15 protein-coding genes are annotated in these 17,487 nt (G+C 65.3%); 6 read left to right on the top strand and 9 right to left on the bottom strand.

Annotation, left to right across the window (positions count from 1 at the left end; all coding sequences use genetic code 11):
• The first annotated feature begins 112 nt into the window (after positions 1-112).
• The 3 genes from LV28_RS44765 to LV28_RS44755 all read left to right on the top strand — a co-directional run bounded on the left by LV28_RS44765 (position 113) and on the right by LV28_RS44755 (position 3,925).
• Positions 113-1,267, top strand: coding sequence for a hypothetical protein (locus LV28_RS44765; protein ID WP_038619761.1), 1,155 nt, complete (start codon positions 113-115; stop codon positions 1,265-1,267).
• Positions 1,268-1,412: 145 nt separating this feature from the next.
• Complete coding sequence (locus LV28_RS44760; RefSeq protein ID WP_023873088.1) at positions 1,413-2,708, top strand: hypothetical protein; 1,296 nt, start codon at positions 1,413-1,415, stop codon at positions 2,706-2,708.
• Entirely contained in the window at positions 2,678-3,925 is a 1,248-nt protein-coding gene (locus LV28_RS44755; RefSeq protein WP_025249834.1) for a hypothetical protein, read from the top strand. The genes LV28_RS44760 and LV28_RS44755 overlap by 31 nt, the downstream gene beginning before the upstream one ends.
• Here the strand turns inward: LV28_RS44755 and LV28_RS44750 are convergent.
• The 4 genes from LV28_RS44750 to tauA form a co-directional block, all read right to left on the bottom strand.
• Positions 3,867-5,270 (bottom strand): amino acid permease, encoded by a 1,404-nt coding sequence (locus LV28_RS44750; RefSeq protein WP_023597585.1) that lies wholly within the window; start codon positions 5,268-5,270, stop codon positions 3,867-3,869. The genes LV28_RS44755 and LV28_RS44750 overlap by 59 nt on opposite strands.
• 249 nt (positions 5,271-5,519) lie before the next feature.
• Positions 5,520-6,335, bottom strand: coding sequence for an ABC transporter permease subunit (locus LV28_RS44745; RefSeq protein ID WP_024788517.1), 816 nt, complete (start codon positions 6,333-6,335; stop codon positions 5,520-5,522).
• A gap of 123 nt (positions 6,336-6,458) precedes the next feature.
• The gene (locus tag LV28_RS44740; RefSeq protein WP_023597583.1) at positions 6,459-7,283 is read right to left on the bottom strand and encodes a taurine ABC transporter ATP-binding protein; all 825 of its coding nucleotides are present in this window, start codon (positions 7,281-7,283) and stop codon (positions 6,459-6,461) included.
• Positions 7,284-7,363: 80 nt separating this feature from the next.
• Positions 7,364-8,422, bottom strand: coding sequence for a taurine ABC transporter substrate-binding protein (gene tauA, locus LV28_RS44735; protein WP_023597582.1), 1,059 nt, complete (start codon positions 8,420-8,422; stop codon positions 7,364-7,366).
• Between the two features lie 297 nt (positions 8,423-8,719).
• Between tauA and pdxR the strand changes: the two genes are divergently transcribed.
• The gene (gene pdxR, locus LV28_RS44730) at positions 8,720-10,255 is read left to right on the top strand and encodes a MocR-like pyridoxine biosynthesis transcription factor PdxR (RefSeq protein ID WP_023597581.1); all 1,536 of its coding nucleotides are present in this window, start codon (positions 8,720-8,722) and stop codon (positions 10,253-10,255) included.
• Positions 10,256-10,303: 48 nt separating this feature from the next.
• On the opposite strand, the gene dkgB is transcribed toward pdxR, so the two are convergent.
• Entirely contained in the window at positions 10,304-11,110 is an 807-nt protein-coding gene (gene dkgB / locus LV28_RS44725; RefSeq protein WP_038619764.1) for a 2,5-didehydrogluconate reductase DkgB, read from the bottom strand.
• A gap of 162 nt (positions 11,111-11,272) precedes the next feature.
• Between dkgB and LV28_RS44720 the strand changes: the two genes are divergently transcribed.
• Positions 11,273-12,205 (top strand): LysR family transcriptional regulator, encoded by a 933-nt coding sequence (locus tag LV28_RS44720; RefSeq protein ID WP_023597579.1) that lies wholly within the window; start codon positions 11,273-11,275, stop codon positions 12,203-12,205.
• Between the two features lie 170 nt (positions 12,206-12,375).
• The gene (locus LV28_RS44715; protein WP_023873092.1) at positions 12,376-13,869 is read left to right on the top strand and encodes an alpha/beta hydrolase; all 1,494 of its coding nucleotides are present in this window, start codon (positions 12,376-12,378) and stop codon (positions 13,867-13,869) included.
• Positions 13,870-13,899: 30 nt separating this feature from the next.
• On the opposite strand, the gene LV28_RS44710 is transcribed toward LV28_RS44715, so the two are convergent.
• Genes LV28_RS44710 through LV28_RS44695 form a run of 4 tightly spaced genes read right to left on the bottom strand, consistent with a single transcriptional unit; the run spans position 13,900 to position 17,363 of the window.
• A complete protein-coding gene (locus tag LV28_RS44710; protein WP_023597576.1) occupies positions 13,900-14,646 on the bottom strand; it encodes an ABC transporter permease in 747 nt (248 codons plus the stop codon).
• A 12-nt stretch (positions 14,647-14,658) separates the two neighbouring features.
• Positions 14,659-15,429, bottom strand: a complete 771-nt coding sequence (locus LV28_RS44705; protein ID WP_023597575.1) for an ABC transporter permease — start codon at positions 15,427-15,429, stop codon at positions 14,659-14,661.
• 33 nt (positions 15,430-15,462) lie between these two features.
• Positions 15,463-16,380, bottom strand: a complete 918-nt coding sequence (locus LV28_RS44700) for an ABC transporter ATP-binding protein (protein ID WP_080685130.1) — start codon at positions 16,378-16,380, stop codon at positions 15,463-15,465.
• The gene (locus tag LV28_RS44695) at positions 16,377-17,363 is read right to left on the bottom strand and encodes an ABC transporter substrate-binding protein (protein ID WP_023597573.1); all 987 of its coding nucleotides are present in this window, start codon (positions 17,361-17,363) and stop codon (positions 16,377-16,379) included. Before LV28_RS44695 ends, LV28_RS44700 begins: the two co-directional genes overlap by 4 nt.
• Positions 17,364-17,487 lie beyond the last annotated feature (124 nt).

The following is a 17,487-nucleotide window of genomic DNA, read 5'->3' as shown; positions in this document are numbered from 1 at the left end:
CTGCGGTGAGTTCGGTTGGGGGAAATCGCAGACGTTGCCGGATCATTCCTGCAATCGGTCCTTCGGCATCCGGCAGAGACTGGACATCTCCCGCTCTCCCGAGGATCTCCGCATGATCAATGCCGACGTACAGTCCGTCTCGACGTTCCCGTTTCAGGGCTACCCCGCGTCCCAGCTGAGCGCGCGCCGTCTCGCGGTGCTCGATGAGTTCGACGCGGCAATGGATACCGGCGCGGCACCCCGCCACGCGATCGAAACCTTTCTGAAGTCGTTCACGTCCATGGGGCCATGGGACAGCTTCAAGGACTGGTTCGCGCACGGCGGTACGAAGCAGGACGTCCTCGTGGCCGTTGCCCGATGCCACGTGGCATCGTTCGAGGAGGGACAATGCTTCTTTGCGGGAGGCGACGATCGCGATAGCGTCAACGTGGATTCGCTCACGGTGTTGCGCGAACTGAACCCGGACGTCAGAAGCGCCATTCTGGCGAGTCCCACGCTGGGGGTGAACCAGCAGATTCACTTCTTCCTGCCGGGCACGTCGTTGTGCGTGCCGCTCGGCACGGCCTGTCTGGGCGACGGTGACGGCGCGCTCACCCGCGCGGAAGCCGTGGGTGTTCTCACGCAAGGTGTCGAAGACGCCGGGCCGCTGCTTGCGCAGTTCATCGCCAGCGAGCGAAGCAGCAGGTTCCTGACCGTATGGCGCGATCTGCTCGAACGAGCGCGGCACGAGAATGGCTGGAAAGAAGCCATGACGCCAGAGAATGTCGAGCGCGTCGGCTTCGTCTGCGAGCATATCTCCAGCCAGGCCGAATCGTCGGCACTGGGCGCCTTGTGGTACCGACACGCCGCCGAGGCGTTCTGCGAGGCGGACAGCCACGAGAACGCGGCGCGCGCGTTCGTCAATGCGGCGAGCGTGTTCAGCGGAGCGCACGACGAGAAATCGGCCAAAACGGCATCGCGCAACGCGGGCTACGCGTTCACGCGTCAGTTCGACGAGATGGATGGCGGCCAGACCGATCGCGGCATACGAGTGCTGCGCGATGCCTTCAACGCATTCGATTACGCCGGCGCATATGACTCGGCGCTCTGGACAGGGATGACACTGCATCGTCATCTCTGCGACGGCGGGCAAGCGGAAGCGGCGGCGGAAGTCGCCAGGCGGATCGCTGCCGTCATGCGCCGCAACGGACTCCCGGGGCAGGCTGTCGGTTGGGAAGCCATGGGGGCGGAGCCCTCGAACGCCGGGCAAGTGGCGCGGAACGAATAGCCTGCGCACCCGATGTAGAGCGGGCCGTGCGAACCCGCGTCGGGCCACGTTGGCAGCGCCGTCCCGACGCCGTCGCGCGCCTGCTGCGTCTTCGCACCCAATGCGCATCCTCTGCGCAACCTCCACGTCTTCGAACCGAACGCCCATGCCATCGATCACGTCGACGACTGCCACGAATTTTCCACTGGTGGCCTATCCCGCGCAGCGTCTTAGCGAGCGGCGCCTGGCAGCGCTCTCAGCCTTCGAGCAGCGCATGACGTCCGCCGCGGCGCCCGTACCCGACGAGGTGTTTCGGACATTCGTCCGGGAATTCACCAGCATGGGGTGCCGGGACAGTGCACTCGACGGTCTTGCGCGAGGGGGCGGAAAACGCATCAGTCTCCTGGCCGCGGCGCAGTCCCACATCGCGTCGTATACCGCCGGACAGGCCTATCTGCTTCGCGATCCCGATCGACGCTTCGATGCGTCGCGCTATCTCCTCGATCAACTCGGCAGCGAAGCACGCTGCGCGATGCTGGCGAACCCGGCGTTGTCCGAGAGCGGGCGGGTCGTACTCTGCTTTCCTGATTCATGCCTGCGGCTTGCGCTGGATGCAACGTGTTTCGGCACGGGGGACGGGGCCATCACGAGCGAAGAAGCGCTCGCCTTGCTGCAAACGCGCGATGACACACTGCAAACGTTGATCGGTCGACTCGTCACGCTGATGCCGGAGAATTCCGGCGATCTGCCGGGCAAGCAGAATTTCCGCGATTGGCGCGCGCTGCTCGAGGCGGCGCAAGCGGCCAGCCATCGGGACAAGGAACACGGGGCGGAGGTCGGGTTCGATACATTCGATATCGACGCGGACCTCGCGAGCGGCTTCCTGCATCTGTCGAAAATGGCGGATTGCCAGGACGATGCCAAGCGCATGCTGGTCGCCTGTGCCCGCCAGCACACCGATTCCGGATCACCGCGCAAAGCCGCGCAGGCCTGGTGTCGCCTTGGTGAATTTCTCGAAACGTGGCGGACCGATCCGGGGTTGCAGGAACCTGCCCCACGTGCCTGGCAGGCGTCGCTGTCCTCGGCGTCAAAAGTCGTTGTGCGTGGTGTCGCGGGCGAAGCGGGGAGGGGCGCGGGCGCATGCCGTGAACTGCGGGAGCAATTGCGACGCGAGACGGCCGACGCGTTTCTACAGGCGGCCAATCTTCTCCTGCAATGTGGGGAAACGGAGGATGTCCGCGCGTGCCTCGGCCGCGTGCGCATTTTGTTCGATGGCGCGATGACGAGCGCCAACTGGTTGTCCGCCGCGCATATCGGCGCAACGCTCTACGCGCAATACCGGACTGCCGGATGGCCTGACCAGGCGCAGGCGATCGCGCGGCAGATGATCGCGCCACACCACGTGTTGGGGAACGGCGACGAGACCCGGAAATGGGAGCGTCGCGCGATTTCGCCCGAGTGACCACGATGCCCGCCATTGCCCCTACTGCCCCCATCGCCCACCCCAATTTCCCCGTTGCCGATTACCCCGGCGCGTGCCTGAGCGAGCGTCGGCTGAGCCGACTCGACGAGCTGGACCGGGCGCTTGCCGACAATGCGGCTCCTTCCGACACGATTTTCAACGCATTTCTCGACAAGTTTCGGTACATGGGTCCACTGGACATCTTCTATGACAAGTTCTGTCGAGGGGGCGTCAAGGCGGATCTTCTGACGTGTGCGGCGTACTGCCACGTGGGATCGTACCGTTCAGGCCGCGCGTATCTGGCGGCGCAGAAACTGATCAAGCGCGTGAGCGGAGATGCGTTGTCGCTGATCGCCGCGATTGCGCCCGAGGCCCGGCAGGTGATTCTCGATACGGCCGTACTTGGTGATGGCGGACAGATCGTGCTGATCGTTCCGCTGTCGGGCTTGCGCGTGCCGATCGGCGCGGCATGTTTCGGCGACGGCAAGGGGGCGATCAGCGCGGCCGAAGCCGCGAGATTGCTGCTGCACTGCGACACTGAAGGGCGAACCTTGCTCAATCGCTTCGTCGTCGAGCTCAGGGGGATTCCGTACGATCCGGACGCTGCCCTCGTCCTGCCGTCTTGGTATGCGCTGCTGCGGCGAGGCAGAGACGGCCTCTCCGGGCAGGATCTGGCACACATCCACGCGCATCTGACCGACATGGGGGCGGCCTTCCGCGAACTGGCGCAAGGCGCGCTGGCAAATCCGCGGCGCCGTACGCTGCCGCTGATTCCCGCGTTGACGGCGAGCGCGACGGCCTACCATTCCGCCCGGGGCTTCGCGAGTGAGGCGCAGATGTGGCGGGAAGTCGCCAGACATCATCGGGCTGCCGGCGACTTCGACGCGGCGCGTGTCGCGCAAGGTTGCGCGGGCGCGGCGTTCGTTGCGGCGGCCAACGAGGCGGCGGACCCCGCATACAGCGCCGAGATGCATTTGCTCGCCTCGGCGTTCGACGCCTTCGCGGCGGCGCCCGATCCCTCGGCGATGGTGACGACGGGACGCGCGCTACTCCGGCACTATGCGCGGCGCGCCATGGTGCCGGAAGCGATGCGAATCGCTCAGGCGACGGGGCTCGATTTGCCGATGGAGCTCCGTCGCCAGGTTCAACCGCCTTCCGTCAAATCTCGAATCCCGGATCAGGCGAGCGCAACTTGCGCCAGATCGAACGAACCGTGAACGCCACGAGCAATACCGTCAGGCTGACCACGCCCAGGGCAAGCGGCGTGCGTTGGTCGGGGATGAACGCCATCGCGCCGACGATCGACAGCATGCCGATGATCGCGACCCACGTGAGATACGGAAAGCCCCACATGCGCACCTTGAGCTTGCCCGGCGCTTCGCGCTCCAGCCGCTTGCGCAGCTTCAATTGCGAAAAGGCGATCAGCACGTATACGAAAATCGCTACCGTCCCATAGGAATTCACGAGAAAGGCGAACACCGTATCCGGCGACACGTACGACATCACCACTGCCGCGTAGCCGAACAGCGTGCCCACGAGAATGGCGCGAACCGGCACGCCGCGCGCGTTGAGCTTGGCGAGCGAGCGGGGGGCGTCGCCCCGGCGCGTGAGCGCGAACAGCATGCGCGACGACGCGTACAGACCCGAATTCAACGCCGAGAGTACCGCCGTGAGTACCACGGCATTCATGATGTGCGCTGCAGCCGGTATGCGCATCGCTTCGAGTGCGCTCACGTACGGCGTGGCCATGCTTGCCGAATTCCAGGGCACGAGCATCACCACCAGCAGGATCGAGCCGATGTAGAAGAACAGCACGCGGCCGATGACCGAGTTGGTTGCCCGTGCCACGGCCTGCTGCGGTTCGGCGGCTTCGGCGGCGGCGATCGTCACGATTTCCGCGCCAAAGTAGAAGCCGGTGGCGGCCACCGCCCCCGCCATGACCGGGCCGATGCCGTTGGGCATGAATCCACCGTGCGAGAGCAGATGCCCCGTGCTCGCGACCGCGCCCGGCCACATGCCGAACACGAAGAGCGCGCCGAGGAACAGGAACACCACGATGGCGGCAACCTTGATCGAGGCGAACCAGAACTCGAATTCGCCGTACGATGCCACCGACACCAGATTCGTCAGCGTGAGCACGACCAGCAGCGTCAGGCTGATGGCCCACGCGGGGATGTCCGGCAGCCAGAACTGGATCAGGTTGGCGCCCGCGACGGCCTCGACGGCCACCACGATCACCCAGAAGTACCAATACATCCATCCGGTCAAAAAGCCGGCGAGCTCGCCGCCCACGGGCTTGTCGTTCCACGCCAGACGCGCATACTCGTAAAACGACCCGACGGCCGGCAGGGCGCAGGCCATCTCGCCGAGCATGCGCATGACGAGCACCACCAGCGCCCCGGTGATCAGAAACGACAGCACGGCAGCGGGGCCTGCCGCATGCACCACCACGCCGCTCCCGACGAATAGACCCGCACCGATCACGCCGCCCAGCGCGATCATGCTCATGTGCCGCTGCTTGAGGCTCGACTGGAGATGGGCGCCGCTGTCACGACTGGTCATGGCGACCTCCGGTGATGAGCGTCGCCGTGGCGCGCAATGCGTCGATGACGCGGTGCAAGCGGGGGGACGAAACGATACGGGGGAAAATACGCGGGAAAGTGCGCGAGGGAATGCGCGTGCAAATGCGCGGGATTACAACGCTTGTCTCGACTACCACACAACCTCCTGAATGCCTTGTTTGACGTCAGGTGCGGCCGGGGGAAGCCGCCCTGCGTCTCTTGTGATGACCAACGGACCGCGACTGCCTTGTCAGACCTTGCCTTTCCAGGGCACCAGCACGCGCTCGAGATAGCGCATGATCAGATCGAACCCGAAGGCGAAGAAGCCGATCACGATGATCCCCATGATCACGATGTCCGACGCGAGGAACTCCGCCGCGTTGAGCACCATGAAGCCGAGGCCGCTCGAAGCCGCGACCATTTCGGCGGCCACCAGCGTGGTCCAGCCCACGCCGATGCCAATTCGCATGCCGGTGAAGATCTCCGGCAGTGCGGACTTGACGATCACGTGCATCACGATCTGGCGCGGGGATGCGCCCATCGAGTACGCCGCGTGAATCTGTTCCATCGATACCGAGCGAACGCCGGCGCGCGCCGCGATCGCCAGCGGTGCGAAGATGGCCAGGTAAATCAGGAAGACTTTCGAGAACTCGCCAATGCCGAACCAGATGATCACGAGCGGCAGGTAAGCCAGCGGCGGCAGCGGACGATAGAACTCGATGGGCGGATCGAATACGCCGCGCGCAATGCGCGACACGCCCATCAGAATGCCGACCGGAATGGCGGTGACGCAGGCGAGCGCAAACGCGCCGAACACACGGTACAGACTCGCGAGCGTGTGTTGCCACAGCGTCGAACCCGCGAAGCCTTCCGTCGAGACCTGCAGGAATTTCTCGACGATCGCGCGCGGTCCCGGCAGGAACAGCGGCTTGATCATGCCCGACGAGGTGATGGCGATCCACAGGAGCAGGAGCGCGGCAACCGTCACGATGCTGATGACGAGGCTCGGACCCTGGCCGGGCGCGCCGAACGATTCGCCCGCCTTGACCGGGCGCGGGGCGAACATTCTGGCGAACAGGCCGCGCTGGCGCGGCGGCCGGGGCGATTGGGGCGACAGCGACGCCGGGCGTTGCACGCCGGTGCCGGGGGTGGTGACAGGTTTGGTCATCATGATGGCAACGTCTCCGAATCAGGCCGCAACCGCGCTGGCGCCAGACGTCGCCGTCTGTCCCGCGCGCTCGTCGCCGTAGATGATGCTGAGCACGGTCTCGCGCATGGCGATGAAATCGGGACTCGACTTGATCGCGCGTGCATCGCGGCACTCGAGGTAGCGCTTGTTGAAGTCGAGTTCGTAGGTGTGCGTGATCCGGCCCGGGCGCGGCGACATCACGATCAGCCGGCTCGCCAGGAAGAGCGCTTCTTCCACGCTGTGGGTGATGAAGAAAATCATCTTCTGCGTCTCGCGCCACACGTCGAGCAGCAGCTCCTGGATGGTCTCGCGCGTGAGGGCATCGAGCGCGGCCATCGGCTCGTCCATGAGCAGCATCGACGGATTGCACGTGAGTGCGCGTGCAATCCCCACGCGCTGCTGCATGCCGCCGGAGAGCTGGTAGATCATGTGGTTGTGGAAGTCCTGCAGCCCGACGAGCGCCAGGTTGCGCGCCGCGCGCTCGCGACGCGCTGTCTTCGGCACGCCTTGCAGCTTGAGGCCGAATTCGGTGTTCTCCATCACGCTCAGCCACGGCAGCAGCGCATGCTTCTGGAACACCACGCCGCGGTCGGCGCCGGGGCCTTCGATGGGCGCGTTGCCGAGCAGCAGTTCCCCCGACGTGGGTGCGATGAAGCCGGCCATCAGACTGAGCAGCGTGGTCTTGCCGCAGCCCGAGGCACCGAGCGCCACGACGAAATCGCCGGGTGCGATGGTCAGATCGACGTGCGCGAGCGCCTGCACCTGCTCGCCGGGCCGCCGGCCGGGATATACGACGCTGACGTCGTTGACGATGAGTTGTTCCATGAAGCCCTTCTCCTGTCGATCGAGCGATCGGGGAGGGGCCGTCGCGCCGAACCCTGTCGGCGCCACGGCCCCGATACGGCTTACTTCAGTTTGAGAGCGGCGTCGACATAGCGCGACGTGACGTACGGGGTGTAATCCGCCTTGACGGCGTTGATCTTCTGCTGGCCCTTGAGGAACTCGGCCGTGTCCTTGAGCGCCTTGGCCGCGCGGCTGTCCTTGCCGCCGCCCAGCCATTCCGACGACGCCTGCTGTTGGGCGGACGGGAACGCGTACAGCGAGAGCGCGCCCGGCACGTCTTCCGGCTTGCCGCCGATCATCTTCACGATGGCCTTGACCTGCGGCGACGCGGGCGTCCACGCGGCATGGTTCTGACGGTACGCCGCGTCGGCGTCGGCGATTACCTTGACGAACTTCGCCATGAAGTCGGCGTTCGCCTCGCCCCACTTGCGGTCGACGGCAATGCCGTCGAACGTCGGCTTGCCCTGTTTCGACAGCTCGCCGGACGTGATGAGCACGTGGCCGCTTTGCTTGATCTGCGCGAGCGCCGGATCCCACACGTAGGCCGCGTCGATGTCGCCTCGCTCCCAGGCCGCGACGATCTGGTTCGGCTGCATGTTGAGCACCTGCACTTCCGTGGGCTTGATCCCCCATTGCTGCAGCGCAAACATGGTGTGGTAGTGGGTCGTGGAGACGAACGGTACACCGATCTTCTTGCCCTTCAGGTCAGCCGGCGTCTTGATGTTCGACGCATTGCGCACGACCATCGCCTCGGCCTGGTTGATGTCGTCGAGGATCCAGAACAGTTGCAGATCCAGCCCCTGGGACACCGCCGCCGCCATCGGACTCGAGCCGAGTACGCCGATCTTGATATCGCCCGACGCCAGCGCCGTGGCCACCTTGGCGCCGGATTCGAACTGGCGCCAGTGGATCTTGTAGCCCGTCGCCTTTTCGAACTCGCCGCTGGCGATGGCCGTGAGCCACGGGTCGACGATCTGCTGGTACGCGATCGTCACCTCCTTCTCCTGCGCCTGCGCCGTGGCCGGCAGCGTCAATCCGAGCGTAAGCGCCGCGGGCAAGGCCGCCGCCGCCAGTGCTGTGGCGGCGAACACCCGTCGCAGCCGGTTCGGAAGTCCATTCATGGTTCACCTCTAGTCGGGAAGTTTTTCGATGGAACACTCGGGGTTGACGCAATTGGCGTGTCGAATCGGCGTCAAGTGTCTGCATCATTGCCGCCAGCATTTTTGTTCGTTAGAGCCAGTTGGCCGCATTTGATGATGCCAACTGGTCCAGTGACCCCATCACCCGTCCGCAACCCGCATGGATGCTCGAATCGGCCACAATTCGGCGGAACTGCGGATAAACCCCAATTCGGAATTAACGTCACCGCCTGATGAGTAATAATTGACGTTCTGGAAGTGACAGGATGAGGTGGCGCGATGTCGAGCCGGATTTCAGCGGCGATGTGGAACCAGTTGTTTCTGATGTCGGCGCGCGCCGGCATGAGCCTGCAAAGCCAGATACGCCAGATGCTCGTCTCGGCGATTCTGGACGAGCGGCTCATGCGTGGCGCCGCGGTGCCGTCGTCGCGCGAGCTGGCCGAAGGACTGGGGGTGGCGCGCAACACGGTGGTGCTGGCCTATCAGCAACTGGTCGACGAGGGCTACCTGATCGCAAGGGAGCGGCGCGGTTACTTCGTCAATGGCGACATCCTGGCGCCGCGCGTGGGATCTCAGGTCGCGCCCGCACGGGACGTGCCAGAGCCTGCCGCTGGCACCATCGCGCCGCTCGATCCCGCCACGCCGGACTGGGAGGGGCGCTACGTGGTGCGGCCGTCGGGCCAGCGCAACATCGTCAAGCCCATCGACTGGCAGCAGTACCAGTACCCTTTCATTTACGGGCAGTTCGATCCGTCGATGTTCCCCACGGCCGATTGGCGCGAGTGCTGTCACAAGGCGTTGACCGTCATGGAGATTCGCGACTGGGCGCCGGACATGATCGCCCGCGACGACGAGACGTTGATCCAGCAGATTCGCACCCGGGTGTTGCCGCGTCGTGGGGTGTGGGCCGACGCCGACGAAATCGTGCTGACCAACGGGGCGCAGCAGGCGTTGTATCTGCTGGCGGACCTGCTCGTCGGGGCACGTACGACCGTCGGTATCGAAGACCCGGGTTATCCGGATGCGCGCAACATCTTTGCGATCCGCACGCCGAACCTGGTCGGCCTGCCGGTCGACGAACACGGGCTGCCGGTCGACGAGCGGCTGTCGCAATGCGACTACGTCTACGTCACGCCGTCGCACCAGTGCCCCACGACCACGACCATGCCGCTGGCGCATCGCGAGGCGTTGCTGCGCCGCGCCGAAGCCGACGATTTCGTGGTGATCGAGGACGATTACGAGAGCGAGAACAGCTATTCGGACATCCCGATTCCGGCGCTCAAGAGCCTGGATCGCAGCGACCGGGTCATCTACATCGGCAGTCTGTCGAAATCGTTCGCGCCGGGGTTGCGGCTGGGTTACATCGTGGCGCCGGCGGCGCTGGTGGCGGAGTTGCGCGCGCTGCGGCGCCTGATGATTCGCCACCCTTCGGCCTTCATCCAGCGCTCGTTCTCGATGTTCCTGGCACTGGGGCATCACGACGCGCTGCTGCGGCGTCTGGCCGACACCTATGCGAAGCGCGCCGAGGTGCTGAGCGCGGCGCTGACCACGCATATGCCGGAAGTGTCGTTCGTGCAGGTCAAGGGCGGGGCGTCGTGCTGGGTGCGCGGGCCGGAGGCGCTCAACGCCAATGTGCTGGCCGCCCGGGCGAAATCGCGAGGCATTCTCATCGAACCGGGCGACGTCTTCTTCATGGGCGATGCGCCGCCGCGCAACACATTCCGACTGGGTTTCTCGTCGATTCGCCTCGAACATATCGAGGCGGGCATCGTCGCACTTGCCGAGGTGATGCGCGAGACGTTGGCGGCGCAGTAGCGCCAGACCGGCGTCAGGGCGTGCCGTTGCGTCCGTGCACGCTCGCCATCAGTCCCACCGCGGCGCCAGACCGTCCGGGTTGACCTCGCGGCCGTTGCGCTCGAGCGCGGCGATGCGAGCCATGTCGTCGTCGGTAAGCCGCAGCGATTGGGCCAGCAGGTTGCTCGCAAGGTTCTCCCGTTTGGTGGACGATGGAATCACCGAGAAGCCGCGCTGCATCGCCCAGGCGAGCGTCACCTGCGCCGGCGTGGCCTGGTGGCGCCGTGCGATGTCGCCGATCACGGGGTCGCCCAGCACCTTGCCGTAGGCGAGCGTCATGTACGAAGTCACGTGAATGCCTTCCTGCGCGAGGAATTCGACTAACCGGGCGTTCTGCAGGTAGGGGCTCAGCTCGATCTGGTTGGTCGCGATGGCGTCCTTGCCGACGGCGGCGATGGCCTGCTTCGTCAGCGCGATGTTGAAGTTCGATATGCCGATACGGCGTGTCAACCCACGGGCCCTGGCCTCGACCAGCGCGTGCATGAATTCCTCGAGAGGTACACCGTTGTTGGGCGCGGGCCAGTGAATCAGCGTGAGGTCGACGTAGTCGGTGCGCAGCCTGGCGAGACTCTGTTCCAGGCTTGGCGCGAGCTTTTCGCGGGCGTAGTTGTCGACCCATATCTTGGTGGTCAGAAACAGGTCGCCGCGGGAGACGCCCGACTCTGCGATCGCCTGTCCGACCTCCGCTTCGTTGCCATAGATCTGCGCGGTGTCGATCGCGCGATAGCCAAGGTCGAGACCGTTTCGTACGGAATCGATCACGACCCGATCCTTCAGGCGGAAGGTGCCCAGGCCAAATGGAGGAATGTGGTTCATCCTGTAACTCCTGTGTTGAGTGATGCGCTCAAGCATCGGGGATTACTGTCGCGGCGCGTGAGGTGGAATCCCGATTTCCTTGAGGGTAGCGCGTAGTTTGCCGCCTTTACTTTTGATGAAAAAGTAGCGTATAAGCGAAATTATTTTGATTTCAAATCAATAATGAAGGTCACGCTAGACGAACTTCAGGCGTTTGCCGCCGTGGTCGACACCGGCTCGATCACGGCCGCCGCGCAGCAGCTCGGCCTTACCGTGTCGGCGACGAGCCGCACGCTCGGGCGTCTGGAAGAGAAGTTGAAGACAACGCTGCTGCGCCGCACGACACGGCGCCTGGCGCTCACGGACGAGGGCGAGGCGTTTCTGCGAAATGCCCGCTCGATCATCGACGCCGTCGAGAACGCCGAAGCGCAAATGCTCACCCGGCGGGAAAAGCCATCGGGACGCTTGCGGGTCGACGCCGCCACGCCGTTCATGCTCCATGTGATCGTGCCGCTCGTGGCGGGCTATCGCGAACGCTATCCGGAGGTGGAGCTCGAGCTCCACAGCAACGAAGGCATCATCGACCTGCTGGAGCGGCGGACCGACGTGGCGATTCGCATCGGGCATCTCAAGGATTCCACGTTGCACAGCCGTCTGATCGGTCACAGTCGCGTGCGAATCCTCGCGAGCCCCGCCTATTTGCAAGCTCACGGAACCCCACGTAAGGCAGAGGACCTCGCAAGGCATTCGCTGCTGGGATTCAGTCAACCCGAATCGCTCAACGCATGGCCGATTGCCGGCGCCGGCGCCGACGGCGCGCCGCACCGGATCGTGCCGGACATCGTGTCGTCGAGCGGCGAAACACTGCGCCAGCTGGCGCTCGAAAGCGCGGGAATCGTGAGTCTGTCGGATTTCATGACGGTGCGTGATCGCGAGGCAGGCCGTCTTGTGCAGATCCTCGCGCGTCAGACCCTGGACGTGCGCCAGCCGGTTCAGGCGGTCTATTACCGAAACACGGCAATATCGTCGCGAATCGCGTCGTTCGTCGATTATCTGGTGGCCGCGCTCGGCGAGCCGGCGACGCAAGGCAAGGGCAAATCATGGACGGCGTCATGACGGCGAGCGTCGCGGCGCCTTCGCGCGAGCCGGTCGCCGACGTCCCAACGCCGAAATACGTCGCCTTCGGCGCTTCGCACGTCTAATATTTCACCGAAGCGGCGTGCACGGCGATCCGGGCGGACCTGCCCGGGGGATGCGCGCGCGACACAACACGCCGGGGAGTCGTCATGCAGGCAAACGTTCGCGGTAGGGTCTGGAAGTGGAGCAAGCGAGGGCTGGTGGCGTTGCTGCTGGTCCTCGGAACGCTTCTGGCACTTCGCATCTACGACACCCAACGTGGTCCGGGGCTGTCGCTGTGGCACACCTATGTGCCGCCAGACTGGCATGCGGCGCAGATCGATCACGCCACATGGGGCGCCTATCTCGACCATGAGAACGCGTTGTTCGACGATGTTCGCGAGCATGTGAGCGACCAACTGCCGCCCGACGAGCGGGTCGCGAGCAACCGGTTCAATCCGCGCAGTGCCATCTATCCCGAGCATTTCAAGCAGGACTGGAACCGTTCCTACACGCTGATGCCGCAGGGCACGCCGCGTGGCGTGGTGGTGCTGCTGCACGGCCTGACGGATTCGCCTTACAGTCTGCGGCACATCGGTCGGCGTTATCGGCGTGACGGCTTCGCGGTGGTGGCGATCCGCTTGCCCGGTCACGGCACGGTACCGGCCGGGCTGACCGATGCGACGTGGGAGGACTGGCGCGCGGCTACCCGGCTGGCGGTCCGCGAGGCGCGCGCGCTCGTGCCCGCGCCCGCGCCGCTGCATCTCGTCGGGTTCTCGAACGGCGGTGCGCTCGCGATGCAGTTCGCACTCGACGCACTGGAGAACGACACGCTCGCACGGCCCGACCGGCTGGTGCTGATCTCTCCGATGATCGGCATCACCCGCTTCGCGCGTTTTGCCGGGCTGGCCGCCTTGCCCGCGTTCCTGCCGCCGTTTGCGAAAGCGGCCTGGCTTGGCATCGTGCCCGAGTTCAATCCGTTCAAATACAACTCGTTTCCCGTGAACGGTGCGCGCCAGTCGTACGCGCTCACGCAGGCACTTCAGGCGCAGATCGCGCGCATGTCGCGCCAAGGCGTGCTCGACGGTGCGCTCCCGCCGGTGCTGACGTTTCACTCCGTACTCGACTTCACGGTCAGCACGCGCGCCGTGGTCAGCGCGCTATACGAGCATTTGCCGGCGAACGGCAGCGAGCTGGTCTTGTTCGACATCAACCGCTCGGCGAAGATGACGCCGTTTTTTCGCACGGCGGCGTCCGATGCCATGCTTCGCCTGCTGCCTTCGGGACGCCGGTCCTATCGCACGACGGTCATTACCAACGCTGGCAACGATTCGCCGGACATGGTGGCGCAAGTGACAGAGCCGGGCAGCAGCGAGACCGCCGCCCGGGCGATCCCGTTCCAATATCCGCCGGAGATCTTCTCGTTGTCGCACGTGGCATTGCCATTTCCCATGTCCGACACGCTGTATGGCCTGCACCCGGACGAGCCTGAAAACTACGGCGTGCATCTCGGCGCGATGTCGGTGCGTGGCGAGGTGGGGTTCCTCGTGATTGGCTCGGACACCTTTGTGCGGCTCTCGTCGAATCCGTTCTATCCGTTGATGGAGCAGTACATCGATGGCCTGACCGGCGCGGTATCGCAGCAGACGGCTTCGCGGCCCTGACGGCTGCGGGCCATACGGCAGGCCCGCGGGTCAAGCCGTGGGCGTGCCGTATCGCCGGCTCATGGCCATGAGCAGCGCGTTGCCGGCCACGGCGAAGAGCACGAGAAAGAGTGCGACGGCCATGATCGTGTCGATGTCGCCGAGGTTCATTGCGTTGGCGATCTGATGGCCCAGCCCCTTCTGCGAAGCGAACATCTCGCCAATCAGCACCCCTAGCAACGACAGTGAAAACCCCAGCCGTACACCGGCGAACACCTCGGGTAGCACCGCGGGCAGGACAACGTGCAACGCGATCTGTCGGCGCGAGAGATGCATGGCATGCGCCGCACGGAAATACACGGGACGGATCTGCCGGATGCCGTTCATCGTAAAGATCAGCACCGGCATCAGGCCGTGCATGACCCCGAACGCCACCTTGGCCGCGAGCCCCAGGCCGAAGATCAGCAGCACCAGCGGGTACAGCGTGACCTTGGGCAACGCGTACAGGTTGACGAGAATCGGCTCCGCCACGTTTGCCGCAAGTCGATTCGCGCCGAGTACGAGGCCCAGCGCAACGCCCCCGGCGATGGCGATCGCCAGCGAGTAGACGAGCGCCCGACCGGTTTGCGCGGCATCGTCCCAGAACGCCGCCGTGCTCATCATGCGCCACAGCCCCTGCACGGTCGTGGCGGGCGAACCCAGGGCCGCGGGGTTGAGCTGGTGCACGGCCAGCCACAGAACCAGGAGCCCGAGCAGGACGGCCAGCGTACCGAGGGGATTGGCTTGCTTCGTTTCCATGCGATGGCCCTGTCAGCGTCGCGGACTGGCGACGTTGCCGCGTCGCGCCCGAAAGCGCGCGTCGACGTGGTCGAGCACGCCGTTGACCAGTGTCACGGCAATCAGCACCATGAGCATCAGCGCATACATGTCGGCATTCTCGAAGTTGTTGTAGGCGTAGCCGATGGCGTATCCGATGCCCGCGCCCGACAGAATGAACTCGGACGCGATCACCCCGATGAAGGCATGCGAGACCGCGAGTCGCACCCCACCGAACAGGTGCGGCAGGGCGGCCGGCAGCTTCACATGCCACACGGCCTGCCAGCGGGACAGCCGCATCGTTCGCGCGGTTTTCGCGTACACGCGAGGAATGCGATCGAGCCCGTTCATCGTTGCGGTCACCATCGAGACGACGGCGAGCAGGGTGGCAATGACAATGATCGGCAGCACGCCCACGCCGAACAGCACGATGAATACGGGATAGAACGCGAATGTCGGTACGGCGTAATAACTCGCGATGAGCGGCTCGAGTGCGCGGCGCACGCCGGGCATCGCGTGGATGGCGAGCCCGGCAACGAAACCGAGAACGACGGCGCACAGCGAAGCGACGGCGATGCTCGCGAAGCTCGTCGCGATGTCGCCCGCGAAGCGGCCTTCGCGCAACAGATCGATGGCATGCCGGGCCATGGCGCTCGGGGCAATCAGGACGGTGCCCGGAATCGTGCCGCTGCGGCACAGCCATTCCACCAGCAGGATCAGGCCGGCGACGATGCCCATGCGGATGAGGCGTTCAGTGTGAATCATGACCACGGCGTTTCCACGTTCTGCGCGGCTCGCTCAGCGACCGCGAAGGCCGGGGCGGCGTACGCCGCCGTCGCGCGGGGGCTGGCCGGCCTGCATCGCCTTGAGCGACTCGTCGCGCAACGTCGCCCAGAGGCGGGCGGTAATGTCGCCGAAACGCGGCGCGGCCACGCCGCGACTGTCGCGATGACGGTCCCAGCCGGTCTCGACGATGTCGATGAAGCGGCCCGGACGCGACGACATCACGCCGACGCGATCCGAGAGTACCGCCGCCTCGTCGAGCGCGTGCGTGATGAGCAAGACGGTCGCGGACGTTTCGCGCCACAACCGCAGCAACTCGTCGCCCATGAGCATGCGTGTTTGCTGATCGAGCGCGCCGAATGGCTCGTCAAGCAGGATCAGGCGCGGGGCGATGACGAGCGTTCGTGCAATGCACATGCGCTGACGCATGCCGCCCGAGAGCTGGGCGGGGCGGGCGTTGGCGAAGTCGCGCAGCCCCATGAAGCCGAGGGCGTAGTCCACGCGACGAGCGATCTCCGCGCTGTCGACCCCGGCCATGCGAAGCCCGAAACCGATGTTCTCGCGCACGGTGAGCCACGGGAACGAGGCGTCCTCCTGGAAGACGACGCCGACCCCGTCGGGCACGCCGCCGTTCACCGGTCGCCCTTCGAACAGCACGGTGCCGGTGGTCGGCGCCGCGAGTCCCGCGATCACTTCGAGCAGTGTCGACTTGCCGCATCCCGACGGGCCGACGACCGAGAAGAATTCCCCGCGACGCAGCGTCAGATCGATGGGGCCGAGCGCCTGCATCTTCACTTTTCGCTGTGTATTCCCGCTCGGCGTGTCGAACACCTTGGTCACACCCGACAGCACGGCGTGTGGCTCGTGGCCGGTCAACGTTGCGCCAGCGACGTCTACCAGATGCAGGTGCGGGCCCGTTCCATGGGAAGTCATGGCTGACCCTTCGCGCGGAGGTCGGCCGGCAGGAAGCGGGTGTCGATGAGCTTCGTCCAGTCCACGTCGTCACGAATCTCGCCGATGAGCCTGAGCCCGTCGGCCACACGATCGAGCTCCGCGCGGTCGAATTGTCCCGGGCTCCACATGCGCGCCCGGATCATGTTGTCGACGGCTTCCCGGGCGATGTCGGGCGGGAGCTTGAATTGCGCGGCCAGCAGTTTCGCGGCGCCCGCGGGGTCGGCGTAGGTTGCGTCCACCCCGGCGCGGCGCCCCGCGATGATGGCGCGCAGTGTGTCGGGATGCGATTGCGCGAACGCGCGCGTGGTGATCCCCACGGACGTGGTCATCGGCTTGAGGATGTCGCCCGCGCGATACAGCGTGCGGTACTTTGCCTTGCGCACGAGGGAGAGCGGCTCGATGGCAACCGCACCGGCCACGGCGCCCTGTTCGAGCATCGTCATGCCGTTGACGTATCCGCCGGAGGCCACACGGGTGATCTTCGAGGCATCGACCCCCTTTTCGCGCAGCACCATGAGGAAGAGCATTTCCGACACGCTCTTGGGCGATGTGATCGCCACTTTCCTGCCGACGAGATCGTTGATCGAGCGGACCGGGCTGTCGGGCATCGTGACCATCGACGCTTCGGCCACGCTGCGCGTGCCCACGTTGACGATCACGATGTCCAGACCCTGGCGCGCCGCGGCGAGTGCGGCCGATACGGCCACTTCGCCGTACGGGGTCTTGCTGGCGAGAATGTTGCGCACGGTGGTGCCGCCGCCGCCCGAGCCAAGAATGCCCGTGATGTCGACGCCCGACTTTTTGAACAGGCCGCGATCCATCGCCATCGCATAGGGCAGCCCGTATAGGCTGCTTCCCCATTGTGTGACGGAGATTTCTTCGGCCTGCGCGACACGCGAGGTCGGCAGCCAAACGGTGCATGCCAGGGCAAGCAGGGGAACGAGGCGCAACAGCCTTTTCATCATCGACTCCGGGTCAAACCAGCCAGCGCATTACCAAACGCCGGGAAAGAATCAAACATCAGCGCCCCCTGGGGCGCGAGCATCGGGCCGATAGGGAGCACGGGCGCGCCGCGCCATCTCGCGG

Source organism: Pandoraea pnomenusa, assembly GCF_000767615.3.
GTDB lineage: Bacteria > Pseudomonadota > Gammaproteobacteria > Burkholderiales > Burkholderiaceae > Pandoraea > Pandoraea pnomenusa.
Note: the sequence above shows the minus strand (reverse complement) of the source record. Positions and strands in the feature narration are given on the sequence as shown.